The organism is Arthrobacter sp. BC5 (assembly GCF_056680255.1).
The window spans coordinates 217,744-238,432 of sequence record NZ_CM155273.1; the positions used below are offsets into that span (position 1 = coordinate 217,744).

At 69.7% G+C, this 20,689-nt stretch carries 18 protein-coding genes and 1 tRNA gene; 8 read left to right on the forward strand and 11 right to left on the reverse strand.

What is annotated here, in order from left to right; translation table 11 throughout:
- Window positions 1-3: 3 nt before the first annotated feature.
- From ilvA to AC1MFI_RS00835, 3 genes are all read right to left on the reverse strand, one after another.
- Window positions 4-1,266 (reverse strand): threonine ammonia-lyase, encoded by a 1,263-nt coding sequence (ilvA, locus tag AC1MFI_RS00825; protein ID WP_479820961.1) that lies wholly within the window; start codon window positions 1,264-1,266, stop codon window positions 4-6.
- A gap of 62 nt (window positions 1,267-1,328) precedes the next feature.
- Complete coding sequence (locus AC1MFI_RS00830) at window positions 1,329-2,660, reverse strand: AI-2E family transporter (protein ID WP_479818849.1); 1,332 nt, start codon at window positions 2,658-2,660, stop codon at window positions 1,329-1,331.
- A gap of 34 nt (window positions 2,661-2,694) precedes the next feature.
- Entirely contained in the window at window positions 2,695-3,612 is a 918-nt protein-coding gene (locus AC1MFI_RS00835; RefSeq protein ID WP_479818851.1) for an aldose 1-epimerase family protein, read from the reverse strand.
- Window positions 3,613-3,741: 129 nt separating this feature from the next.
- Between AC1MFI_RS00835 and AC1MFI_RS00840 the strand changes: the two genes are divergently transcribed.
- From AC1MFI_RS00840 to galK, 3 genes are read left to right on the forward strand one after another with little or no spacing between them, the layout of a single operon-like run.
- Entirely contained in the window at window positions 3,742-4,542 is an 801-nt protein-coding gene (locus tag AC1MFI_RS00840) for a DeoR/GlpR family DNA-binding transcription regulator (RefSeq protein ID WP_479818853.1), read from the forward strand.
- On the forward strand, window positions 4,539-5,669 hold the full coding sequence (galT, locus tag AC1MFI_RS00845) for a galactose-1-phosphate uridylyltransferase (RefSeq protein WP_479818855.1): 1,131 nt from the start codon (window positions 4,539-4,541) through the stop codon (window positions 5,667-5,669). Before AC1MFI_RS00840 ends, galT begins: the two co-directional genes overlap by 4 nt.
- Window positions 5,666-6,823 (forward strand): galactokinase, encoded by a 1,158-nt coding sequence (gene galK / locus AC1MFI_RS00850; protein ID WP_479818857.1) that lies wholly within the window; start codon window positions 5,666-5,668, stop codon window positions 6,821-6,823. Before galT ends, galK begins: the two co-directional genes overlap by 4 nt.
- Before the next feature lie 111 nt (window positions 6,824-6,934).
- Here galK and AC1MFI_RS00855 read toward each other — a convergent pair whose 3' ends face one another.
- Window positions 6,935-7,789, reverse strand: a complete 855-nt coding sequence (locus tag AC1MFI_RS00855) for a Bax inhibitor-1/YccA family protein (protein WP_479818859.1) — start codon at window positions 7,787-7,789, stop codon at window positions 6,935-6,937.
- Between the two features lie 293 nt (window positions 7,790-8,082).
- Here AC1MFI_RS00855 and AC1MFI_RS00860 point away from each other — a divergent pair, with 293 nt between their 5' ends.
- The 5 genes from AC1MFI_RS00860 to AC1MFI_RS00880 all read left to right on the forward strand — a co-directional run bounded on the left by AC1MFI_RS00860 (window position 8,083) and on the right by AC1MFI_RS00880 (window position 13,183).
- On the forward strand, window positions 8,083-9,399 hold the full coding sequence (locus AC1MFI_RS00860; RefSeq protein ID WP_479818861.1) for a branched-chain amino acid ABC transporter permease: 1,317 nt from the start codon (window positions 8,083-8,085) through the stop codon (window positions 9,397-9,399).
- A 9-nt stretch (window positions 9,400-9,408) separates the two neighbouring features.
- Window positions 9,409-10,389 (forward strand): branched-chain amino acid ABC transporter permease, encoded by a 981-nt coding sequence (locus tag AC1MFI_RS00865; RefSeq protein WP_479818863.1) that lies wholly within the window; start codon window positions 9,409-9,411, stop codon window positions 10,387-10,389.
- Window positions 10,390-10,550: 161 nt separating this feature from the next.
- On the forward strand, window positions 10,551-11,534 hold the full coding sequence (locus AC1MFI_RS00870; protein WP_479820963.1) for an ABC transporter ATP-binding protein: 984 nt from the start codon (window positions 10,551-10,553) through the stop codon (window positions 11,532-11,534).
- Window positions 11,534-12,274 carry an ABC transporter ATP-binding protein gene (locus tag AC1MFI_RS00875; RefSeq protein ID WP_479818865.1) on the forward strand — a complete coding sequence of 247 codons (741 nt, stop codon included), beginning with the start codon at window positions 11,534-11,536 and terminating at the stop codon, window positions 12,272-12,274. Before AC1MFI_RS00870 ends, AC1MFI_RS00875 begins: the two co-directional genes overlap by 1 nt.
- Window positions 12,275-12,472: 198 nt before the next feature.
- Complete coding sequence (locus tag AC1MFI_RS00880; RefSeq protein ID WP_479818867.1) at window positions 12,473-13,183, forward strand: hypothetical protein; 711 nt, start codon at window positions 12,473-12,475, stop codon at window positions 13,181-13,183.
- A 139-nt stretch (window positions 13,184-13,322) separates the two neighbouring features.
- On the opposite strand, the gene AC1MFI_RS00885 is transcribed toward AC1MFI_RS00880, so the two are convergent.
- The 7 genes from AC1MFI_RS00885 to AC1MFI_RS00915 all read right to left on the reverse strand — a co-directional run bounded on the left by AC1MFI_RS00885 (window position 13,323) and on the right by AC1MFI_RS00915 (window position 20,442).
- Complete coding sequence (locus tag AC1MFI_RS00885) at window positions 13,323-14,723, reverse strand: ABC transporter substrate-binding protein (RefSeq protein WP_479818869.1); 1,401 nt, start codon at window positions 14,721-14,723, stop codon at window positions 13,323-13,325.
- A 237-nt stretch (window positions 14,724-14,960) separates the two neighbouring features.
- Window positions 14,961-15,033: transfer RNA gene (locus AC1MFI_RS00890), tRNA-Leu, on the reverse strand.
- A 124-nt stretch (window positions 15,034-15,157) separates the two neighbouring features.
- Window positions 15,158-16,597, reverse strand: a complete 1,440-nt coding sequence (locus AC1MFI_RS00895; RefSeq protein ID WP_479818871.1) for an NAD(P)/FAD-dependent oxidoreductase — start codon at window positions 16,595-16,597, stop codon at window positions 15,158-15,160.
- A 34-nt stretch (window positions 16,598-16,631) separates the two neighbouring features.
- Window positions 16,632-18,080, reverse strand: a complete 1,449-nt coding sequence (locus tag AC1MFI_RS00900) for a S8 family serine peptidase (RefSeq protein WP_479818873.1) — start codon at window positions 18,078-18,080, stop codon at window positions 16,632-16,634.
- 4 nt (window positions 18,081-18,084) lie between these two features.
- On the reverse strand, window positions 18,085-19,029 hold the full coding sequence (locus AC1MFI_RS00905; protein ID WP_479818875.1) for a Ppx/GppA phosphatase family protein: 945 nt from the start codon (window positions 19,027-19,029) through the stop codon (window positions 18,085-18,087).
- Window positions 19,029-19,733: a DUF501 domain-containing protein gene (locus AC1MFI_RS00910; RefSeq protein WP_479818876.1), complete on the reverse strand. Its 705-nt coding sequence runs from the start codon at window positions 19,731-19,733 to the stop codon at window positions 19,029-19,031. The genes AC1MFI_RS00905 and AC1MFI_RS00910 overlap by 1 nt, the downstream gene beginning before the upstream one ends.
- 79 nt (window positions 19,734-19,812) lie before the next feature.
- On the reverse strand, window positions 19,813-20,442 hold the full coding sequence (locus AC1MFI_RS00915) for an FtsB family cell division protein (RefSeq protein WP_479818878.1): 630 nt from the start codon (window positions 20,440-20,442) through the stop codon (window positions 19,813-19,815).
- Window positions 20,443-20,689: the final 247 nt, after the last annotated feature.

Genomic DNA, 20,689 nt, shown 5'->3' on the forward strand with positions numbered 1-20,689 from the left:
TCCTCAGCCCCGCAGGACCACCGGCTGGAAGCCCTCGGCGCGCAGGTTGCTGAGGACCTGCTCGCAGTGCTCGTCGCCCTTGGTCTCCATGTTGATGGTGATCGCCACGTCGCCCATGCTGATGGACCCGCCGACGCGCGTGTGGTCGACACCGGTCACGTTGGCATCGGATTCGGCGATGATCCGCGAGATGGTGGCGAGCGAGCCCGGCCGGTCGTCGAGCAGCATGCGCACCACGAGGAAGCGCCCCGCGGCGGCGAGTCCGCGCTGGATCACCTTCAGCATGAGCATCGGGTCGATGTTGCCGCCCGAGAGCACCACCACGGTGTTGCCCGGGTTCGCGCCGTCCTCGGTGAGCTTCCCGTCGAGCAGCGCCGCGACCCCCACGGCGCCGGCCGGTTCGACCACCATCTTGGAACGCTCCAGGAGGAAGATGAGCGCACGGGCGAGCGAGTCCTCGCTGACGGTCACGACGTCGTCCACGAGTTCCCGGATGATCGAGAAGGGCAGCTGGCCGGGCCGGCCCACGGCGATGCCGTCCGCGATGGTCGAGACCTTCGTCAGGGGCACGAGCGCGTCGGCCGCCAGCGAGGGCGGGTAGGCCGCGGCGTTCTCGGCCTGCACGCCGATGATGCGGATCTCACGGCCGAGCTCCTTCGCCCGCGCCTTCACGGCGACGGCGACCCCGGCGAGGAGCCCGCCACCGCCCACCCCCATGAGGATGGTGTCGACGTCCGGCACCTGCTCGAGGATCTCGAGCCCGAGGGTCCCCTGTCCTGCCACGACATCGACGTTGTCGAAAGGGTGGACGAAGACGGCGCCGGTCTCGTCGGCGTACTTCTTGGCTTCCGCGAGCGCCTCGTCCACGTTGTGCCCGTGCAGCACCACCTCCGCACCGTGACCGCGCGTCGCGGCGAGCTTGGGCAGCGCGACGCCGAGGGGCATGTAGATGCGGGCGGCGATACCGAGCCGGGCAGCGGCCACGGCAACACCCTGGGCATGGTTGCCGGCCGATGCCGCGACGACGCCGCGAGCGCGCTCGGCCTCGCTCAGCTTCGCCATGCGGTTGTACGCACCACGGACCTTGAAGGAACCGGCGCGCTGCAGGTTCTCGCACTTGAAGGACACGGCGGAACCCGTGAGGCGTCCCAGGGCCCGGGACTGCTCGATGGGCGTCCGTGCGATGACTCCCTCGAGCGTGCGGTACGCGGCTTCGACGTCGGCGAGCGTCACCGGCAGGACGGCGTCCGCTGCGACATCGAGCACGGTGGTGGATGCGCCGGTGGGCGCTGTGGGGGTGTTCAGGTGGGGTGCTACGGTCTGCTCGGTCACGGGGATGTCTCTTCCTGGAGGGCTGGCGCCGGCGTGGCGGGGGAAGGTTCCGGGGTGCTGGCCGGTGGCGTCGGAGAGTTGCGCTCCGCCGTCGCCGGCCCGCTAATGCCGGGGCCTCCCCCGTGGGGCCGGCCTGCCTGCTGCACCACCGGATCGTACTCCCAGGCCCGCTGGGCGATGTAGCGCACGGAGGTGTTGAGGACCGCGAGGAGCGGGACGGAGAAGAGTGCGCCGGGGATCCCGGCGAGGAGCGTGCCACCGGCCACGGCGAGGACGACGGCGAGCGGGTGGAGCGCGACGGCAGGTCCCATGATGAGCGGCTGGAGGACATGCCCCTCCAGCTGCTGGACGAGGAGGACGATCGCGAGCATCACGAGGGCGTTGACCCAGCCGTTGGCGACGAGTGCGAGCAGGACCGCGACCGATCCCGTGGCCAGCGCGCCGACGATGGGGATGAAGGATCCGAGGAACACGAGGACGCCGAGCGGCAGTGCGAGCGGAACGCCGATGATGGCCGCACCGACACCGATACCGATGGCATCGACGGCCGCGACGAGCATCTGGACGCGGACGTAGCTCGCCATCGACATCCAGCCCCGCCGGCCCGCGCCGTCCACGGCGGCACGGGCGCGCACCGGCGCCAACCCGACGGCGAAGCGCCAGATCCGGCCGCCGTCGAGCAGGAAGAAGATCAGGGCGAACACCGTGAGGAGGGTGCCCGCGCCGACGTGGCCCGCCGTCGTGCCGAAGGAAAGCGCTCCGCTGAGGATCGAGGCGCTGTTGTTCTGTACCGCGTCGCCGATGTCCTGGAGGTACCGGTCGATCTGCGTCGCGGTGAGCTGCAGCGGGCCCTGCGCCAGCCAGTCGAGCATCTGCTGGATGCCGGCGCGTGCCTCTCCCCAGAGGCTGCCCAGCCCGAGTGCCAGCTGGCGGCCGACGAGGAGCAGTGCTGCCGTGATGAGGCCGAAGAACCCGACGAGCGTCACGGCGACGGCGAGGCCGTTCGGCACGCGGCGCCGGCGGAGAGCGTTCTTGAGCGGCAGGAGGAGCGCTGCGACCAGCCCCGCGATCATGAGCGGGATGACCAGGAGGGAGACCTGGCCGAGCAGGTAGACCAGCGCTCCCCCGACGACGATGACAAGTCCCAGCCGCCAGGACCAGGAGGCCGCGACGCGCAGGGCGAACGGCACATCCGTGCGGTCGTCCGTGCGTGGGGGGAGCCGTGCCTGTGCGGGCTGTGCGGGCAGCGGATCGGGCAGGGCGGCGGCACCTCGGCTCACCGCGCGCTGGATGGCGCGCTGGGGATTCGCTCCGGGGAGACGCTGCATGGGCCAATCTTTCCATAGAAGGCCCGGGCGCCCGCTATCCGAGACCTGGCAGGATGCCCCATCTCGCGGAGAACGACGCGCCCGCCTCGAGCCACCGGAGTCCCTCGCCCGAGTTGAAGGCGTCGGCCGGGGCGGTCATCGGCTCGATGGCCACGGCCTTGGCCACGCCGGGGTAGATGGTGCTCACGTAGACGTGGGCGTAGCTGAACGAGGCGTCGGCCCAGAGGGTGACGCGCCGTCCGTCGGGCGCCGAGAGGACGTGCTCGTGGCGTCCGTCCTGGAGGCGCAGACCGGTGAAGGCCGTGTCGAACTGGATGTCCCCGATCCGCCGGCCCTCGCGCAGATCGTGCTGCCCGGCCACGGGGGCCCTGCCCGTGGGGATGGACCGGTCGTCCGCCTCGAACATCTCGTCCGCCTGCAGTGTCAGTGTGAGCTCCTCCGTCGGGACGTCGGAGATCTTGAGGTACGGGTGGGCGCCGAGCGCGAAGGGCGCCGCGTCCCCGGAGAGGTTCGAGAGCTGCTGGGTGACCGTGAGCTGTTCCCCGGTGAGTTCGTAGGTGGCCCGGTGGAGCAGGTGGAAGGGGTAACCGTGCTGCGGGAAGACCTCGGCCTCGAGGACGGCGTGGGATTCCCCGACGTCGACCGCCCGGTAGCCGGTGTTCCTCAGCAGCCCGTGGATGGCGTTGCCCTTCGACGGCTCCGTGATATCGAGGCGCTGCTCCTTGCCGTGCAGCGACCAGCGGCCGTCGGCCACGCGGTTCGGCCAGGGCGCCAGGAGGATGCCGCCACCCCCGGCGGGGATGTCGCCGTCGCCCCAGGTCTCCGTCAACGCGACGCCGTCGCACTCGTAGGACCGCAGCGCCGCGGCCAGGCTCGCGACGACGACGGTCGAGGCACCGGCGCGCAGGGTGTAGTTGGTGCCGCTCGCCAGTCGTGGGATCGCCGAAGTCATGCAGCGATGCTACAGCTGCACCCTCCCCGGCCGTCTCCCTGTGCGACGTGGCGGGACCGCCTATGATAGGTTTTGTTCGTTTCGGTGCGGAGTAGTTCGGTTCCGCACGTCATCCCTGGTAGGAGGATCATGCTGGCGGCAGAGCGTCACGCTGCAATCCTCGACCGGCTCGCCCGGCAGCCCGCCGTGAGGGTGAGCGGACTCGCGCTGGCCCTGGGGGTATCGGAGATGACCGTCCGGCGTGACATCGACACCCTCGAGGCCCGTGGGGCTCTGGTCCGCGTGCATGGCGGAGCCGTGCGCCCGGGCAGCCTCAGCTCGGTCGAGGCCGGTTTCGACGCCAACCGCTCGAGGGGTGGCGAAGCGAAGCGGAAGATCGCGGCTGCCGCCGTCTCCCTGCTGGCGCCCGGCATGACGGTGTCCATCACGGGTGGCACCACCACCTACGCGCTCGCCCCGCTCCTCTCCCGCGTGCAGGGGCTGACGATCATCACCAACTCGCTCCCGCTGGCCGAGGAGCTCCACCGGCTGCACGCCACCGCCCCCGGCGACGGCGCACCCCAGGTCCTCCTGTCCGGGGGACAGCTCACGCCGTCGAAGGCCCTCGTCGGACCGCTCGCGACCGGCACGATCACCTCCCTCCGCGCGGACCTGTGCTTCATGGGCGCCCACGGCGTGGACGCCGCGGCCGGCATCACCACTCCCAACCTCGCCGAAGCCGACACGAACCGGGCGTTCGCGCGCACCTGCGGCACGCTCGTGATCCTGGCCGACGCCACCAAGATCGGCGTCGTGAGCCTCGCACGCGTGGCCGACCTCGACACCACTGCCGCCCTCGTCACCGACCGGCAGCCCGAGGACGAGTACGCCGCCCTCACCCGGATCCTCTGCGACCCCGTTCCCGACCCCCACCTGGAAGAGCGCCCATGACCTCCATCACCCCGACCCGCCTGTCCGACGGGCGCGAGCTGATCTACTTCGATGCGCACGAGGAGAGCGCCGCGCGGCACCGCGACGCGGCGACCACCCATGACACACGCGGGCTCCCGCCGCGCGGAGCCGCCGGTACCGCACGCTACGACGCGCTGTCGGGCGAGTGGATCGCCGTCGCGGCGCACCGCCAGTCCCGCACACACCTCCCGCCCGCGGACCAGTGCCCCCTGTGCCCGACGACCCCGGCGAACCTCTCGGAGATCCCCGCGGCCGACTACGAGGTCGTCGTGTTCGAGAACCGCTTCTCCTCGTTCGGCCCCGATCTCGGCGCCCTGCCCACCACCCCGGAGTGGGGTACGACGGCGCCGGCGTACGGACGGTGCGAGGTGGTCGCCTTCGATTCCGCGCACGAGGGCTCCTTCGGGTCGCTCAGCCCGGAGCGTGCCAGGACGGTCATCGATGCCTGGGCGCACCGCACCGAGGCGCTGTCCGCGATGCCCGGGATCAGGCAGGTGTTCTGCTTCGAGAACCGCGGCGCCGACATCGGCGTCACGCTCCTGCACCCCCACGGGCAGATCTACGCGTATCCGTTCATCCCGCCGCGTGCCGCCGCCCTCGCTGCCCGGGCCTCCGAGTTCTTCGAAGCGTCCGGCGGAACGCAGACCCTCCTGGGGCACGCGCTGGCCTCCGAGCGCGAGTCCGGGGACCGCATGGTCATCGAGGGGAAGCACTTCAGCGCCTTCGTGCCCTTCGCGGCACGCTGGCCGCTCGAAGTGCACCTGGTCCCCCACCGCCAGGTCGCCGACCTCGCGGGCCTGACAGGCGAGGAGCGCGATGAGCTGACCACGGTCTACCTTGACCTCCTGGGCAGGCTCGATGCCCTCTACCCCACCCCCACCCCGTACATCGCAGCATGGCAGCAGGCTCCGGTCGACGACGTCCTCCGGCCTGCGAGCTACCTGCACCTCCAGCTGACCTCGCCGCGACGCGCCGCAGACAAGCTGAAGTTCCTGGCCGGCTCGGAAGCCGCCATGGGGGCCTTCATCAACGACACGAATCCGGAGAAGGTCGCGGAAGCACTCCGCGGCGCCACTCCCGCCACCGCCCGGAAGGACCAGGCATGAACTACACAGCGCACGATCTCGCGACCGCCTTCACGGACCGGTTCGGCACGGAGCCGGACGGCCTGTGGTCCGCCCCCGGACGTGTCAACGTCATCGGCGAGCACACCGACTACAACGACGGTTTCGTGCTGCCGTTCGCCATCCGGCACTCGACGACGGTCGCGGCCGCGGTCCGGTCCGACAGGCTTGTGCGGGTTGCCTCCACCTTCGCTCAGGACGAGGACGCGGTGGTGGCCGACCTCGACGAGCTCTCGGAGGGCAGCGTGAAAGGCTGGGCGGCATATCCCCTCGGCGTCCTCTGGGCCCTGGAACAGTCCGGGTACCGCTGCCCCGGCATGGATCTCCTGGTCGATTCCTCCGTGCCGGTCGGCGCGGGCCTCTCCTCCTCCGCGGCGCTCGAATGCTCAGTGGCCGTTGCAGCCAACGATCTCGCGCAGGCGGACATCTCGCGCCGGGAACTCGCCGTGATCGGTCAGTTGGCCGAGAACCGCATGGTCGGCGCGCCGACCGGCATCATGGACCAGTCCGCGTCCCTCCTCGGCGAGGCCGGGCACGCCGTCTTCCTCGACTGCCGGTCCGGCGCCTCCCGGCTCGTACCCCTCGACCTGGAGGGCGCCGGGCTCGAGCTGATGGTGATCGACACCCGCGTCAGCCACTCGCACGCGACGGGCGGCTATGCAGCGCGCCGGCGGTCCTGCGAGCTCGGCGCGGAGCTGATGGGCGTGGCGGCACTGAGGGACCTGTCCGTCAAGGACCTCGCCGAGGCGGCCGGCGTGCTCGACGAGGAGACGTTCCGCCGCGTCCGCCACATCGTCACGGAGAACGCGCGCGTCGAGGATGCCGTGGAGGTCCTGACGCGCAAGGGCCCTGCCGAGCTCGGATCGCTGCTCGTGGCCAGTCACGCCTCGATGCGCGACGACTTCGAGATCTCCTGCGCGGAACTCGACACCGCGGTGGACACGGCGCTCGAGGCGGGCGCTCTCGGAGCCCGCATGACCGGCGGGGGTTTCGGTGGCTCGGCGATCGCCTTGGCACGCGTCGGCGACGTCCCTGCCATCCGCTCGGCCGTGGAAGCAGCATTCTCCGCTGCGGGGTTCCGCCCGCCGGTGATCTTCAGCGTCCTGCCCGGTGCGGGCGCCGCGCGGATCGCCTAGCAACCGGCAGCCCGCGCAGCCCGGCCCGGGCCCCGCCAACGAGAAGGACCCGCAACCGACAGGCTGCGGGTCCTTCTGCTATCTGGTACTGCTCAGCCGGCTGGCTGCGTATCAGTCGTCGCCCCGAAGGATCGCGAGGAGTCGGAGGATCTCCACGTAGAGCCACACGAGCGTGACGGTGAGGCCGAACGCGGCCGTCCACGAGTACTTCTGCGGGGCACCCTGGCGGACGCCCTCGCTGATCGAGGTGAAGTCGATGATCAGGGAGAAGGCCGCGAGACCGATGGCCAAGACGCCGATGACGACACCGAAGGGGATGCCCGTGCCGAGGAAGTCAGCGCCTCGAAGGCCCCAGGGGTCGTCGTTCAGGCCGAAGACCATGAGTCCGAGGTTCAGCAGCGAGAAGGCCGCGTAGCTGATCATCGCGATCATGAAGAACTTCATCGCCCTGGGCGTCGCCCGGACCTTGCCGCTCTTGAACAGGGCGAGCGTCACGCCGAACACGACGAGCGTCCCGAGGACGGCCTGCATCGCGATACCCGGGAACATGCTCTCGAGGAACATGGTGATGCCACCGACGAACAGTCCCTCGAGCCCGGCGTAGGCCAGGATCAGAGCGGGCGACGGCTCACGCTTGAACGCGTTGACGAGTCCGAGCACGAAACCGCCGAGCGCGCCGACCACCATGAGGGGAAGGGCGAGGCCGGGGACGAGGAACGCGGGAACGGCTGCGCCCAGCAGGACGACGCCCAGGCACAGCAGCGTCTTGACGATGACATCGTCGAACGTCATGCGGCCCGTCTGCGCGGGGCCTGCCGACGGCTGGTTGTACATGTGTTCCAGCTGCTGCTGGTCCGCCATGGTCTGGCCCGCATACGTCGCGGTGCCGAGTCCCGCCATTTGGTTGCCTCGGGTAGCCGAACGGAAGTTCTTCCCGTTGAATACCGGATTACCGCCAAGTGCCATTTTCGTTAGTCCTCCAATAGGGGGCTGGGTGTTCACGCAACCCTACCAATTCCAACGGTTGTGCCGGGGTTTTGTTCCCGTACCGCAACCGCGCTCCACCCCCCCGCCGGGGAATTACAACACCAAGGAGCCTTGGTAAAACTTTTGTTACCAAACTGATCCCTCGGCGGGATGCTTTTGCGAAATCACGAAACATGCCGCTAGTAACATGATCCCCACGTCCGTGACACTCGTCACAACTGTTGATCCCGGCGGCCAGCGCCGGGCCTGCCCCCACCGTGGAGGTTCCCATTTTGATCACCCTATCGACGCCTGCACGGATCAGGAGGCCGCTGCTCCTGGTGCTCGGCTTCCTGGCCATCGTGCTGATCGGCGCCCCCGCGGCGCAGGCGTCCCATCAGCCGCACGCCGCCACGAGCGTCCAGGCCCAGGAATTCGACAACCAGATCGGCGGCGTCCTCCGCGGCGCCGACGGCCCCATTGCCGACGTCACGGTCACCGCCGAGGGGAATGGATTCGAAGGAGAGACCACCTCCGGACCCAACGGCGCCTGGAGCATCGGCGTCCCGGAACAGGGAACCTACGAGGTGGCCATCGACGAGGACACCCTCCCCGAGGGCATCGCCCTCGCGGAGGGCCAGGAGAATCCCCGCCAGGTCACCTTCGCCAACACCTCCAGCGCCACCACGCTCTTCCTGTTCGGCGAAGGCATCGTCACGCAGCAGGCCTCCTTCCTGGACACGCTCGCAGAACGTGCGCTGGCAGGATTCAGCTTCGGACTCCTCCTCGCCCTGAGCGCCGTCGGCCTGTCCCTCATCTTCGGGACCACCGGCCTGACCAACTTCGCCCACGGTGAGATGGTCACGCTCGGCGCCGTGCTCGCCTTCGCCTTCGCGACCGCAGGGCTCCCCATCGCCGTCGCGATCGTCCTCGCCGTCCTCGGCGGCGGACTCCTCGGGTACGTGCAGGACGCCGGGCTGTGGAAGCCCCTGCGGAGCCGCGGCACGGGCCTCGTGCCGATGATGATCGTCAGCATCGGCTTCGCCCTCGCGCTGCGCTACATCATCCAGTTCTTCTTCGGAGGTGCCACCCGGCAGCTGCCCGGTTCGCAGAGCCAGATCATCGAGATGGGTTCCGTCGCGATCTCCCGCAACGACCTGACGTCGCTGATCGTGAGCCTCGTGGTCATCCTGGTGGTCGCCTTCCTGCTCCTCCGCACCCGCATCGGCAAGGCCACGCGCGCGGTGGCCGACAACCCCGCCCTCGCGGCCGCGTCGGGCATCGACGTGGACCGCGTCATCCGGATCGTCTGGGTCATCGGCGGAATGCTCGCAGCCCTCGGCGGCATCCTCTGGGCCTACTACCGCCCGGGCGTGTCCTACAACATGGGCCAGCAGATCCTGCTGCTCATCTTCGCCGGCGTCACCCTCGGCGGGCTCGGCACCGTCTTCGGCGCACTCGTCGGTTCGATCATCGTCGGGCTGTTCGTGGAGATCTCCACGATCTGGCTCGAGGCAGACCTCAAATACGTGGGCGCGCTGCTGATCATGATTCTCGTGCTCCTGTTCCGGCCGCAGGGTATCCTCGGCCGCCGAGAGCGCATAGGTTAGGGGCTCGTCATGGACTTCGGAAACATCCTCATCAATGCCTTCGGCGAGCTCATCAGCCCGACGACGGCGGCCTACGCACTCGCCGCGCTGGGCCTCGCCGTACACTTCGGCTACTCAGGCCTCCTGAACTTCGGGCAGGCCGGCTTCATGGCGGTCGGCGCGTACGGGTATGCCATCTCGACCCTCAGCTTCAACGCCCCGCTGCCCGTGGCCGTCCTCGTGGCGCTGCTGGCGTCGGTGGTCTTCGCGATCGTGCTCGGCATCCCCACGCTCCGCCTCCGGGCGGACTACCTCGCGATCGTGACCATCGCGGCGGCGGAGATCATCCGCTACATCGTGACGACCAACGGCCTCACCGACGTCACGGGTTCGGCCAACGGACTCGCGGCGTTCGAGGGCGGTTTCTACGCGCTGAACCCGTTCCCGCCCGGCACCTACAACGTCGGTCCGCTCGGCATGAACGAGCGCGACTTCTGGATCCGGATCGTGGGCTGGGCCGTCGTCATCATCGCCTGCATCGTCGTCTGGCTCCTCATGCGCAGCCCGTGGGGGCGGGTCCTCAAGGGTATCCGCGAGGACGAGAATGCAGTGCGCTCGCTCGGCAAGAACGTGTATGCCTACAAGATGCAGGCCCTCGTGATCGGCGGTGTCCTCGGCTCGCTGGCGGGCATCATCTTCACGCTGCCCCGTGGTGCCGTGCAGCCTGCGAACTATGCGACCGAGCTGACGTTCTTCCTCTACACCTGCCTCCTCCTCGGCGGCATGGCCACCGTCCTCGGCCCGGTCATCGGGGCCATGATCTTCTGGGTGGTGCTCTCGTTGACGCAGGGACTCCTGTACGGCGCGATCGAGGTCGGCGCCATCACGTTCCTGTCCAACTCTCAAGCGGGTCAGCTGCGCTACATCCTGGTGGGTGTTGCACTGATGCTGCTCATGGTCTTCAGGCCGCAGGGCGTCCTGGGTAACAAGAAGGAGTTGGCGTTCGCATGACCGGCAGCCACAAGGACAGCAACCCGGACGTCAGGCCGGGCACCACGGGCGCCTCCGGCGATGCGCAGGGCACGGGCGGAGCCCACGCAGCGGCTACCCCCGCCGGCGGCGTCGCCGGAGGCGCCGCGCGCTCCGGGGCGGTCTCCTCCGACCGCGACTACATGACGGACCCGGAGCCGATCACCACCGATGCGACGGGCCCCGGGTGCCGCAAGCGGGACCCGATCGTCATCGCGCGGAACGTGACGCGCAGCTTCGGCGGCATCAACGCCGTCGACGTCGATCACCTCGAGATCCCCCGGCACAAGATCACCGCGCTGATCGGGCCGAACGGTGCCGGCAAGACGACGCTGTTCAACCTGCTGACGGGGTTCGACACGCCCAACAGCGGCGACTGGGAGTTCGACGGCAAGCCCCTCGCCAAGGTCGCCTCGCACAAGGTCGCGCGCATGGGCATGGTCCGCACGTTCCAGCTGACCAAGGTCATGGGCAAGCTCACCGTCATGGAGAACATGCGCCTGGGCGCCACCGACCAGCCGGGTGAAAGCCTTGCCCGCGCCCTGTTCAAGGGCATCTGGGGAGGCCGCGAGCGGGAGATCACCGAGCAGGCCGAGGTGCTCCTGGCCAAGTTCAAGCTCGACACGAAGCGCGACGACTACGCGGCGTCGCTCTCCGGAGGGCAGCGCAAGCTCCTCGAGATGGCGCGCGCGCTCATGGTGCGGCCACGACTCGTGATGCTCGACGAGCCGATGGCGGGCGTCAACCCGGCACTGACGCAGTCGCTCCTGGACCACATCAAGAACCTCAAGGCCGAGGGCATGACCGTGCTGTTCGTCGAACACGACATGCACATGGTCCGCCATATCGCGGACTGGGTGGTCGTCATGGCCGAGGGCAGAGTCGTGGCGGAGGGTCCACCGGACATCGTCATGAAGGACCAGGCCGTCATCGACGCCTACCTGGGAGCACACCACGACGTCGACCTCGGTGACTCCACGGGCATCGAGCGCCTCGAGGAGGAGCTCGCCCACGACGAGGAGTCGGTGGTCGGCACGGAGGACGAGGGCATCCTCGGACACGGCGTCACCGAGGTCGGCGGGGCACATGCCGCCGGCTCCACGCACAAGGACGAGGAGACGAAGTAATGGATGAATTCGAGGGAGACTCGGTCGTCAAGGTCACCGATCTCGTCGCGGGCTACATCCCGGGCGTGAACATCCTGAACGGCTGCAGCATCGAGGCCCGCCGGGGTGAGCTCATCGGCATCATCGGGCCCAACGGGGCGGGCAAGTCGACGCTCCTGAAGGCGATGTTCGGGCTGGTGAAGGTCCACTCGGGCACCGTCGTCGTCCGCGGCCAGGACCTCACGGGACTGAAGGCGAACCGGCTCGTGAGCCGCGGCGTGGGCTTCGTGCCGCAGAACAACAACGTCTTCGGCACGCTCACCATCGAGGAGAACCTCCAGATGGGCATGTACCAGCGGCCCAAGGACTTCAAGGAGCGCTTCGACTTCGTCACCAGCCTCTTCCCGGAACTGGGGAAGCGGAAGGCGCAGCGGGCCGGTTCGCTGTCGGGCGGTGAGCGGCAGATGGTCGCCATGGGCCGCGCGCTCATGATGGATCCGGCGGTGCTGCTGCTGGACGAGCCCTCCGCCGGCCTCTCCCCCGTGAAGCAGGACGAGACGTTCCTCCGCGTCCACGAGATCAACCGGGCCGGCGTCTCGGTGATCATGGTGGAACAGAACGCCCGCCGCTGCCTCCAGATCTGCGACCGCGCGTACGTCCTGGACCAGGGCAAGGACGCCTACACGGGCACCGGCCGGGAACTGATGAAGGATCCGAAGGTCATCCAGCTCTACCTGGGAACCCTCGCGGACACCGCCTGAGGTCCTCGCTGTGCGGGCCTGCAACTGCCCTGCGCCGCACGGCCACGCGCACGGGCAGCTGATCGGGCGCGGTACAGGGGATGTGTGCGCGCGGCGCAAGGGGTGGGCGGAACCGGTAACGGTTCCGCCCACTTCCTTTTAACGACCGCTACGTTGGGAGGGAGGACCGGAAGCACATCCAGGAGAGGACGCCGGCAGATGGCAGGACTGGCCAGCAACGCGATCGGCAAGGGGTTCGAGGTGGTGTTCCGCGGCATCAAGCACGTGCGGCGGCACCGCCCCATCCACTCCCGCGGACTGAGGCTCGACGGCACCGTGGTGGTCCATGACCACGGCGGGCGCAGCGGCATCGCGTGGATCGATCGCCCGAGCGGGTCCCCCGCCACCGGGCGCATCTCGCGGTCCGTGGGTACGCCGGACGGACTGCCGGACATCGTCGGGCTCGCCCTGCGGATCCACCATGAAGAGGCCGGTCCCGCGCCGTCGACATTCTCCGACGTGCTGCTCTCCTCGACCGGATGGTCCTTTCCCGGCCGCTTCGTGCTGGTGCCCCGGCTCCGGGTCTCACGCGCGCCCCTGAACACGATGATGCCCTACCGCGGCGAGAACGGGCCCGTCCTGCTCGGCGCGAGGACGATCAGCCCGGGCGGGCTGCCCTCATCCCTCAGGGGCTTCAGCCGCTCCCTCGGATCCTCTCCGTGGCAGCTCGGCCTGTACTACGCCACGCCGATGGGCTCCTGGCAGCACTTCGGCACCCTCACCCTGCAGCTGAACCCCGAGGCCGAGGAGAAGGACCTGCGCTTTGACGCCGTCCTCCACCCGCTCGCAGGGGCGCGGAGCTACGAGTGGGCCCGGACGGTGCGCGAGCCCTCCTACGCTGTGTCCAGGCGCGGACCGGGCGACTCCTGAGGTCCCTGCGGAGCCCGATGGAGCCCGTCGACGGACGGCTCCGCCGGACATGGCAAAGGCCCCGGCCGCACCTCCTGGGGAGGGCGGCCGGGGCCTCGTGCTTCGTACCACCCAGGGGACGAGCCCCCTGGCGGATTACCTAGAGCTGTCCGACCTCGGAGCGGCTCGGCTGGGGCTTGTTGTCGGCGTCGTACTTGTAGATGCCGATGGCTGCCTCGGTGGGATCACCCTTCTCATCGAAGGACACGGGACCGGAGATGCCGTCGTAGTCGATGTCCTCACCGTTGCGCAGGAGCGTGACACAGCCTGCGAAGTCGAAGCACTTGGTGCCGTCCTTCGACACGGCCGCGAGCTGCTCGGCGATCGCAGGGCCCTCGACGCTCCCGGCTGCCTCGGCGGCGAGGGAGATCAGGTTCACGGCGTCGTAGCTCTCACCGGCGTACGCGTAGCTGTTCAGGTTCGGATCGACGGTTGCGAGGGCTTCCTGGAAACCGGTTCCGGTGAAGGGGCCGGGGATGGTGCCCTGGGCTCCCTCGAGGGTTCCGGGATCGAGGTCCGCACTGTAGTCGGAGGTGTTGCCGTCGACCATGAACAGGGAGCTCGCGTCGATGCCCTTCGCGACGAGCAGCGGGACGATGCTCTTGGCCTCGTCGAAGCTGATGAGCACGATCGCATCGGGCTTCGCCGCAGCGATGGCGTCCACCTGGCTGGAGAACTGCGAGTCGCCCGTGTTGAACATCTCGTTGGCCACGACCTGGCCGCCTGCCGCTTCCACGGTCTCCTGGATGTTGCTCTGCAGGCCGGTGCCGTAGGAGTCGTTCAGGGTGATCATGCCGACCGTCTGAGCACCGCACGTCATGATGTAGTTGCCGAGCGTGCGGCCCTGGAGCACGTCCGAGGGAGCGGTGCGGAAGTACAGGCCCTTGTCGTCCCAGTCGGTGAACTCGGGCGACGTGTTGGCGGGCGAGAACTGCACGACGCCGGCGCCGGTGATCTGGTTGATGACGGTCTTCGAGACACCCGAGGACGCCGCGCCGATGATGGCGCTCACGTTCTGCGACAGGAGGTCCGTCACGGACTGCGTCGCGATGTCGGTCGTGGTGTCGCCGGAGTCGCGGTGCGTGATCGAGATGTCCTGGCCCAGGACGCCGCCGGCCTCGTTGACCTCCTTGACGGCGAGGTTGACGCCCGCGATCTCGGGCGGGCCGAGGAACGCGAGGGTTCCGGTGGTCGGCAGGATGGAGCCGAGCTTCAGCGGTTCGGGGCTCGTGGTCTTGCTCGCCGGTACGGCTGCTGGATCACCCTTCTCGCCCTGCTCCTCGCCGCCGCCGCCTTCACTCTCGGGGCATGCCAGAGCCGACGCGGCAGCTGCGCTGGTCTCGGTTCCCGCCTCGGTCTCGGTGCTCCCGCCCTCGGTACTCGAGGACCCGCCACAGCCGGAGGCGAAGAGCGCGATGCCCAGGCCCAGTGCCGCGACCTTCGCCGCTCGCGGGGCACTCTCCCCGATGCCAAAACGCATCGGGTTTCGTGTTGCAGTCATGAATTAGTCTCCTCGACCGAAAGGCTCTTGCTGCCTTTGATGCTTTTGCCAGGTGTTCCTGGCTTGTAGGAAAAGCTAATCCAAAAATGTGTCTGAGATAAGGGAATCGGGTTACATCCTTGTAACGCTCATCACAGGCCCTGCTTCACACTCTTGACAGCGGGCGCTGCTCAGTGCCCTGCCTATATGTGCAGGATCAGCAGGAGGACGTCGCGCGGACGTCGAGGATGGAGTGGGTGCCCCAGCAGGGACTCGAACCCTGACTGAACAGATTTTAAGTCTGCTGCCTCTGCCATTGGGCTACTGGGGCCGTCCCGCCGGACCAGCCTACCGCGGACAGGAGTCCGGACCACGGCGCACGGGAAACCGCAAAGAACGACGGCGACCCCCCGGAAGGCGGTCGCCGTCGTTCTTCGTGCGGGTACTGCCAGGTGTCAGGCAGAGGCCTTGGCCGCCGCGGCCTGGCCGGCCGGCGTGGGCGGCTGGCTCTGCAGCGCGGTGTCCTTCTTCGGCGGCGGCGTGGCTGCTTCGCGGAACTGGCGCTGCGGGGTCTGCAGGTCGGAGAGAGGTGCGAGATCGCGCCCGAACAGGAAGCTCATGCTCCAGTTGATGATGACGCGCGCCTTGCGCTCGTACATCGGCATGGCGAAGCCGTGGTAGCCGCGGTGCGCGAGCCAGGCCGGGAAGCCCTTCATGCCGAAGCCCATGATGTTCGCGACACCCTTGAACTGGCCGAAGCCTGCCACGGCGCCGAGGTTGGTGTGGCGGTACTCCTTGACCTCGCCGACGCCGTAGTTGGCAGCGAGGATGTTGGCGGCGAGGAGCTTGGCCTGGCGGACCGCGTGCTGGGCATTGGGGACGCAGAAGCCGCCGACTCCCCCGCCGGTCAGGTCGGGAACGGCCGCGACGTCGCCGGCGGTCCAGGCGTGCTCGACAGGACCGTCGTCGCCCGTGATACGGAGGTCTGCGGTGGCGCGCACGCGACCGCGCTCATCGACCGGGAAGTCCGTGGAACGGACCACGGGATTGGCCTGGACGCCGGCGGTCCAGAGGAGGGTGTCGGTCTCGAACTCATCGGCGGGCGTCTTGTCCGGCATGTTGATGAGCTTGAGCGTGCCGTCGAGGGCGCTGGACAGCGACGTGTTGAGGAGGACCTCGATCTGGCGCGAGCGGAGGTGTTCCACGACCCACTCTGCCTGCTCGGCCGTGACCTCGGGCATGATGCGACCCATCGCCTCGACGAGGACGAAGCGGAGGTCGGTCCGGCTGAGGCGCGCATTGGCCTTCACGGCGTCGCGGGCTGCGTCCTCCATCTCCGTGATGGCCTCGATGCCGGCGAAACCGCCGCCGACGACGACGAAGGTGAGCGCGCGGTCGCGCTCCGGGCCTTCGGGGAGCAGGGAACCGGTCTCGATGCGCTCGAGCATACGGTCGCGCAGGGCCACCGCTTCCTCGATGGTCTTCAGGCCGATGCCCTGGTCCTTCAGGCCGTCGATCGGGAAGGTGCGCGTGATGGATCCTGCGGCGACGACGACGTCGGTGTAGCCGAGATCGAAGGATTCGCCACCGCCCGTGGGGGCGATCGTCGCGGTACGGCCGGCGTGGTTGATCGAGGTGACCTTGCCGGAGATGAGCTCCGTCTTCTTCAGGTGCTTGCGGTGCGACACGATCGCGTGGCGCGGCTCGATACTGCCCGCGGCCACCTCCGGGAGGAAGGGCTGGTAGGTCATGTAGGGCAGGGGATCGACGAGCGTGACGATTCCGCCGTGGTCCTTGACCTGCTTCTGCAGCCTGTGCGCGACGTACAGGCCGACGTAGCCGCCACCGACGACGAGGATGCGCGGGCGGTCGGAGAGGTGTGGGTTGGATGCCATTCCCCGATGCTACCGGACTTTGTGAAAATCTTCACTAGCTCGGAGGCGGGCCCGGAACCTCTCCCCGACCCTGCTCGTTCCTGGCCCCCGGCACGCGGTCGATGCGCCCGGTGTCGTCGTCCATCGGCGCCGGCCGACGCTTCCGCACCCGGACCGTATGGACGGCCCCGCCCAGCAGGACGGCGATCATCAGGCCCCCGAAACCGAGCACCACGAACGCGGCCACGTTGTGCACCGGGGCGAGGGGATCCTCGGCCACGGGGGCCGGGGGCGCAGGGATGACCTCCGCGGGCGGGAGGCTGGGCCGGGCCGGAGCCGCCTCGGGTGGCTGGCCCTCCCGCCGGTAGAGCTGGATCCACTCGGCCATGCTGCCGAGCCGGTTCTCTTCCGGCACGCTGATGTCGGCCCCCACGGCGGCGGCGACATCGAGCACGCCGTAACCGTAGAGGGTGTCGAAGCCCGGCGGGCCGGCATCCCTGGCGGTGTCCACGATCCGGTTGACCACCTGTGCGGCCGAGAGGTCGGGGTACCTGGCCCTGATCAGGGCGGCGACTCCGGACACCAGGGGCGCCGCGCCGGACGTCCCGGACCAGTCGGCGTAGAAGCCGCCCGGCAGTCCGCCGACGAGGTTCTCGGACGGTGCGGCGACGGCGATGCTGATGCCCTCGCTGGACGCCTCCGCGCTGGCGACCCCCGCCCGGTCGAGTCCGGCCACGGCGAGGACGCCGGGGATGGTCGCGGGCGCGCCGACCTGCGCCAGGCCGCCGGCGCGGTTGCCGGCGGCCGCGACGATGACGACGTCGTTCTGCTCCGCGTACAGGAAGGCCTCGTCCCAGCTCTCGGGCCAGGCGGTACTGGTGCTGCCGAGCGACATGTTGATGACGTCCGCGCCGTTGTCCACGGCCCAGCGGACGGCATGGGGCACCTGCTCGTCCACCGGCACCCCGGCAGGGTTCGGACCGCTGTTCGCGCCCTCGATCCAGAGGGAGACGGCGAGCAGGTGGGCTCCGGGCGCGACGCCGACGATACCGTCCGGACCCCGCCCGTACTGGCTGTACGGCTCGGGCGGCGGTGTCGCGGCGGCAGTGCTTGCGCCGGAGGGACGGGTGGCCGGTTGCGCGGCCTCCGGCTGGTCGGTGTGTCCGCGCCCGGCGAGGAGGGAGCCGACGAGGGTCCCGTGACCCGGGACCTCGCCGATGCCGCGCTGTCCCCGGGGGTCCCCCGCTCCCGAGGCATCGGTCCCACCGATCACGGCCCCGGCGAGGTCCGGGTGGCTGCCATCGATCCCGCTGTCGATCACGGCCACCGTGACACCCTCGCCCTGCGTGCTCTTCCAGGCCTCGGTGATCCCGTAGTCCTCCAGCCAGTACTCCTTGGCTCGGACCTCGTCCGCTGCGGCGGGCAGGGCCGCAGGCAGCAGGACGGCCAGGACGACGGCGACAGCCGCCGCCGGCCGCAGAGCAAGGCGCCCTGTGCTGCTCATCGGCTCAGCCGTTCCGCTCCGCGACGCTCAGCGCGATGCCGTCGAGGATGTCGTGCTCGCTGGTGATCGCACTGGTGACACGTCCGTCGGTCACGGCAGCGACCCGCTCCACGATCGACTTCCAGATCAGCGCACCCGCCCCGATCACGTCCACGCGTCCCGGATGCATGTAGGGCAAGGCGGCCCGCGCCGCACGCGGCATGTGCAGGAGGTCCGACGCGGCCGCCGAGATCACCGCGATGGGCAGTTCCGATCCGTGGATGCGTTCGGCCTGGTACTCCGGCAGTTCGAGCGCGTGCGCAGTCACCGTGGTGACGCTTCCCGCGACCCCGACGATCTTGGTGACGCGCTCCAGCGGTACATCGGCCGCTGCGTCGTCCATCATGCGCCCTACCTCGGCCTCCATGGCCTCGATCTGGTCCTGGTGCGGGGGGTTGTCCCTGAGGAAGCGCTCCATGTAGCGCACGCAGCCCATGTCCGTGCTCCGTGCGGCGATCAGTCCGGCGGTGGTGCCCGCCACGAACTCCGTGCTCCCCCCGCCGAGATCGATCACCAGGACGGTCTCGTCGCCGCCCGTGGCGAGGACGCTCACGGCGCCGTCGAAGGACAGCTTCGCCTCCTCGTCCCCGGAGATGACCTCGGGTTCCACCCCGAGCCGGGAACGGATGCCGTCGACGAACTCGTGGCGGTTCTCGGCGTCCCGTGATGCGGAGGTCGCGACGAAGCGCACGGGCGGGTTGCCGTGCCGGTCGATGAGGCGTGCGTACTCCTCCGTGGCGGCGAAGGTCCGGGCGAGCGCCGCCTCGGAGAGCCGCCCGGTCGCATCCACGCCCTCGCCGAGGCGGACCACGCGCATGAGGCGGACGACGTCGGTCAGGACGCCGTCCTCGACGTCCGCGATGAGGAGCCGGATGGAATTGGTTCCGCAGTCGATGGCAGCTGTGCGCATTACTTCTCCTCGCTGGTTGCGGTGGGGCCGGTCGCGCCGCGCCGTCGTGCCTCGCGCTTCGCCTCGAGCTCCTCGGGGCTCAGTCCCTGCGTCCGGGTGTGCCTGCTGAGGTCGGCGTCCGGCGCCTGGCCCGTGGTGTCCCACGCTCCCTCGCAGTAGCAGCGGCCGGGCGTCCACCACTGCGCGATGCGCTCGATGGCCTCGTCGCCGAGCGGGTTGACGCCGGGGCCTGCTGCGAGCGAATGGCCCACCAGCACGTGCAGGCACTTGACCCGCGTCGGCATCCCTCCGGCGGACACGCCGTCGATCTCGGGTACCGCCCCGGTGCCGGCACGGGCCCCAACGGCGTCCCGCGCCGCGAGATACGCCTCGTGCGCCGAGCGGTAGCGGTCGGCGAGGGCCGTGTCGGTGGACAGCCTGCTGCTCATCTCGGTCATGACGCCGTCCGCCTCGAGGCGCGAGACGGCGGAGGTGATCACCGGGTGGCTGAGGTAGTAGGTCGTGGGGAAGGGGATGCCGTTGGACAGGCGCGGAGCCGTCGTGGCGACGAGCGGGTTGCCGCACACGCACCGGGCACCGATCTCGACGACGTCCCGCACGGGCCGGCCGAGCTGGCGGCTCAGGACATCGAGATCGCGTGCGCTCGGGATCCTCGGATCCCGCCCCTGGGGGTCCTGGGCATCGTGCTGGTCCTGCTGGGTCACGCTCTTCCTTCCTGGTACGCCGCCGTGGGCGTACGGTTCACGGCGGGCGGCGGCACCGATGGTACCTGTTGCCCGCCGCTCAATCTGTTGCTGCGCGCGCCACCGAGCTCCAGAGGGCATCGACCCAGGGGAGCTCGGCAGGGTCCGCGGCGGAGCCCTCCCCCGTGCTCTCCTCGAGGCCGTCGGCCCCCTTGACCAGGTACCGGGTCTCCCCTGGCATCACGAGGAAGATGCGCTCCCGCGCCTGCTGCTTCACGAACGCAGGGTCGTTCCAGCGCGCGAGCTCGGACTGGTAGTCGGCCTGTTCCTGCTGTTGCCGGGCGATGTCGGCTCGCAGCGCGTCGAGCTCGGACTGCTGCTGGAGGTACCTGCTCACGGACGGCGCGAGCAGCACGATCACGGCGACGAGGACGACGGCGAGGGCGAGCAACCGGCCGGAGAAGGATTTCGCCGGGATCGGGGTGGCTTCCTCGGCCGGCTGGATCGCGGAGTCCACGCGCTTGGAGCCGAGCCGTCCACGACGGATGCTCCCCGCGAGCTGCGACCGTTCGGCTGCGCGGGCTTCCGAGGGGGATGCCGCTTTCGAGGCACCCGGGCCGGCGCCCGGACGGGGCGCGCCCGCCGACGTCGTCCCGGCGGAGCTGCGCGGTGTACGTGCATCGGTCGCTGCCGTGGCGCGGGGGTCCTTGGTCGCCGAGGGGCCGGCCACGCGTGGGGCGGTCGGCTTCCGGGGGGACGACCCGGCGGGCCGGGGTTGCGTAGGGCGTGCCGGGCCCGGCACGTGGCCGGAGCCCCGGGTGCCGACGCCGGAGGGTGCCGGCGATCCGGAACCCCTGGAACCGTGTGCGGGTGTCTGACCCCTGTCCGTCCCGGGGGCCGGCCGTTCCTCCGCCGCAGGCGTGGGACGGCCGGCTCGCGGCACGTTGGGGCGGCGGGCAGTCATGGAGCTCCTCGTC

Excerpts from the sequence above, each read along its gene's own strand:
- AC1MFI_RS00865 (WP_479818863.1), top strand. The coding sequence starts at position 9,409 with ATGGACTTCGGAAACATCCTCATCAATGCCTTCGGCGAGCTCATCAGC.
- AC1MFI_RS00870 (WP_479820963.1), top strand. The coding sequence starts at position 10,551 with ATGACGGACCCGGAGCCGATCACCACCGATGCGACGGGCCCCGGGTGC.
- AC1MFI_RS00900 (WP_479818873.1), bottom strand. The coding sequence starts at position 18,080 with ATGAGCAGCACAGGGCGCCTTGCTCTGCGGCCGGCGGCGGCTGTCGCC.
- AC1MFI_RS00855 (WP_479818859.1), bottom strand. The coding sequence starts at position 7,789 with ATGGCACTTGGCGGTAATCCGGTATTCAACGGGAAGAACTTCCGTTCG.
- AC1MFI_RS00880 (WP_479818867.1), top strand. The coding sequence starts at position 12,473 with ATGGCAGGACTGGCCAGCAACGCGATCGGCAAGGGGTTCGAGGTGGTG.
- AC1MFI_RS00875 (WP_479818865.1), top strand. The coding sequence starts at position 11,534 with ATGGATGAATTCGAGGGAGACTCGGTCGTCAAGGTCACCGATCTCGTC.
- galK (WP_479818857.1), top strand. The coding sequence starts at position 5,666 with ATGAACTACACAGCGCACGATCTCGCGACCGCCTTCACGGACCGGTTC.
- AC1MFI_RS00830 (WP_479818849.1), bottom strand. The coding sequence starts at position 2,660 with ATGCAGCGTCTCCCCGGAGCGAATCCCCAGCGCGCCATCCAGCGCGCG.
- AC1MFI_RS00835 (WP_479818851.1), bottom strand. The coding sequence starts at position 3,612 with ATGACTTCGGCGATCCCACGACTGGCGAGCGGCACCAACTACACCCTG.
- AC1MFI_RS00885 (WP_479818869.1), bottom strand. The coding sequence starts at position 14,723 with ATGACTGCAACACGAAACCCGATGCGTTTTGGCATCGGGGAGAGTGCC.
- galT (WP_479818855.1), top strand. The coding sequence starts at position 4,539 with ATGACCTCCATCACCCCGACCCGCCTGTCCGACGGGCGCGAGCTGATC.
- AC1MFI_RS00895 (WP_479818871.1), bottom strand. The coding sequence starts at position 16,597 with ATGGCATCCAACCCACACCTCTCCGACCGCCCGCGCATCCTCGTCGTC.
- AC1MFI_RS00840 (WP_479818853.1), top strand. The coding sequence starts at position 3,742 with ATGCTGGCGGCAGAGCGTCACGCTGCAATCCTCGACCGGCTCGCCCGG.
- AC1MFI_RS00905 (WP_479818875.1), bottom strand. The coding sequence starts at position 19,029 with ATGCGCACAGCTGCCATCGACTGCGGAACCAATTCCATCCGGCTCCTC.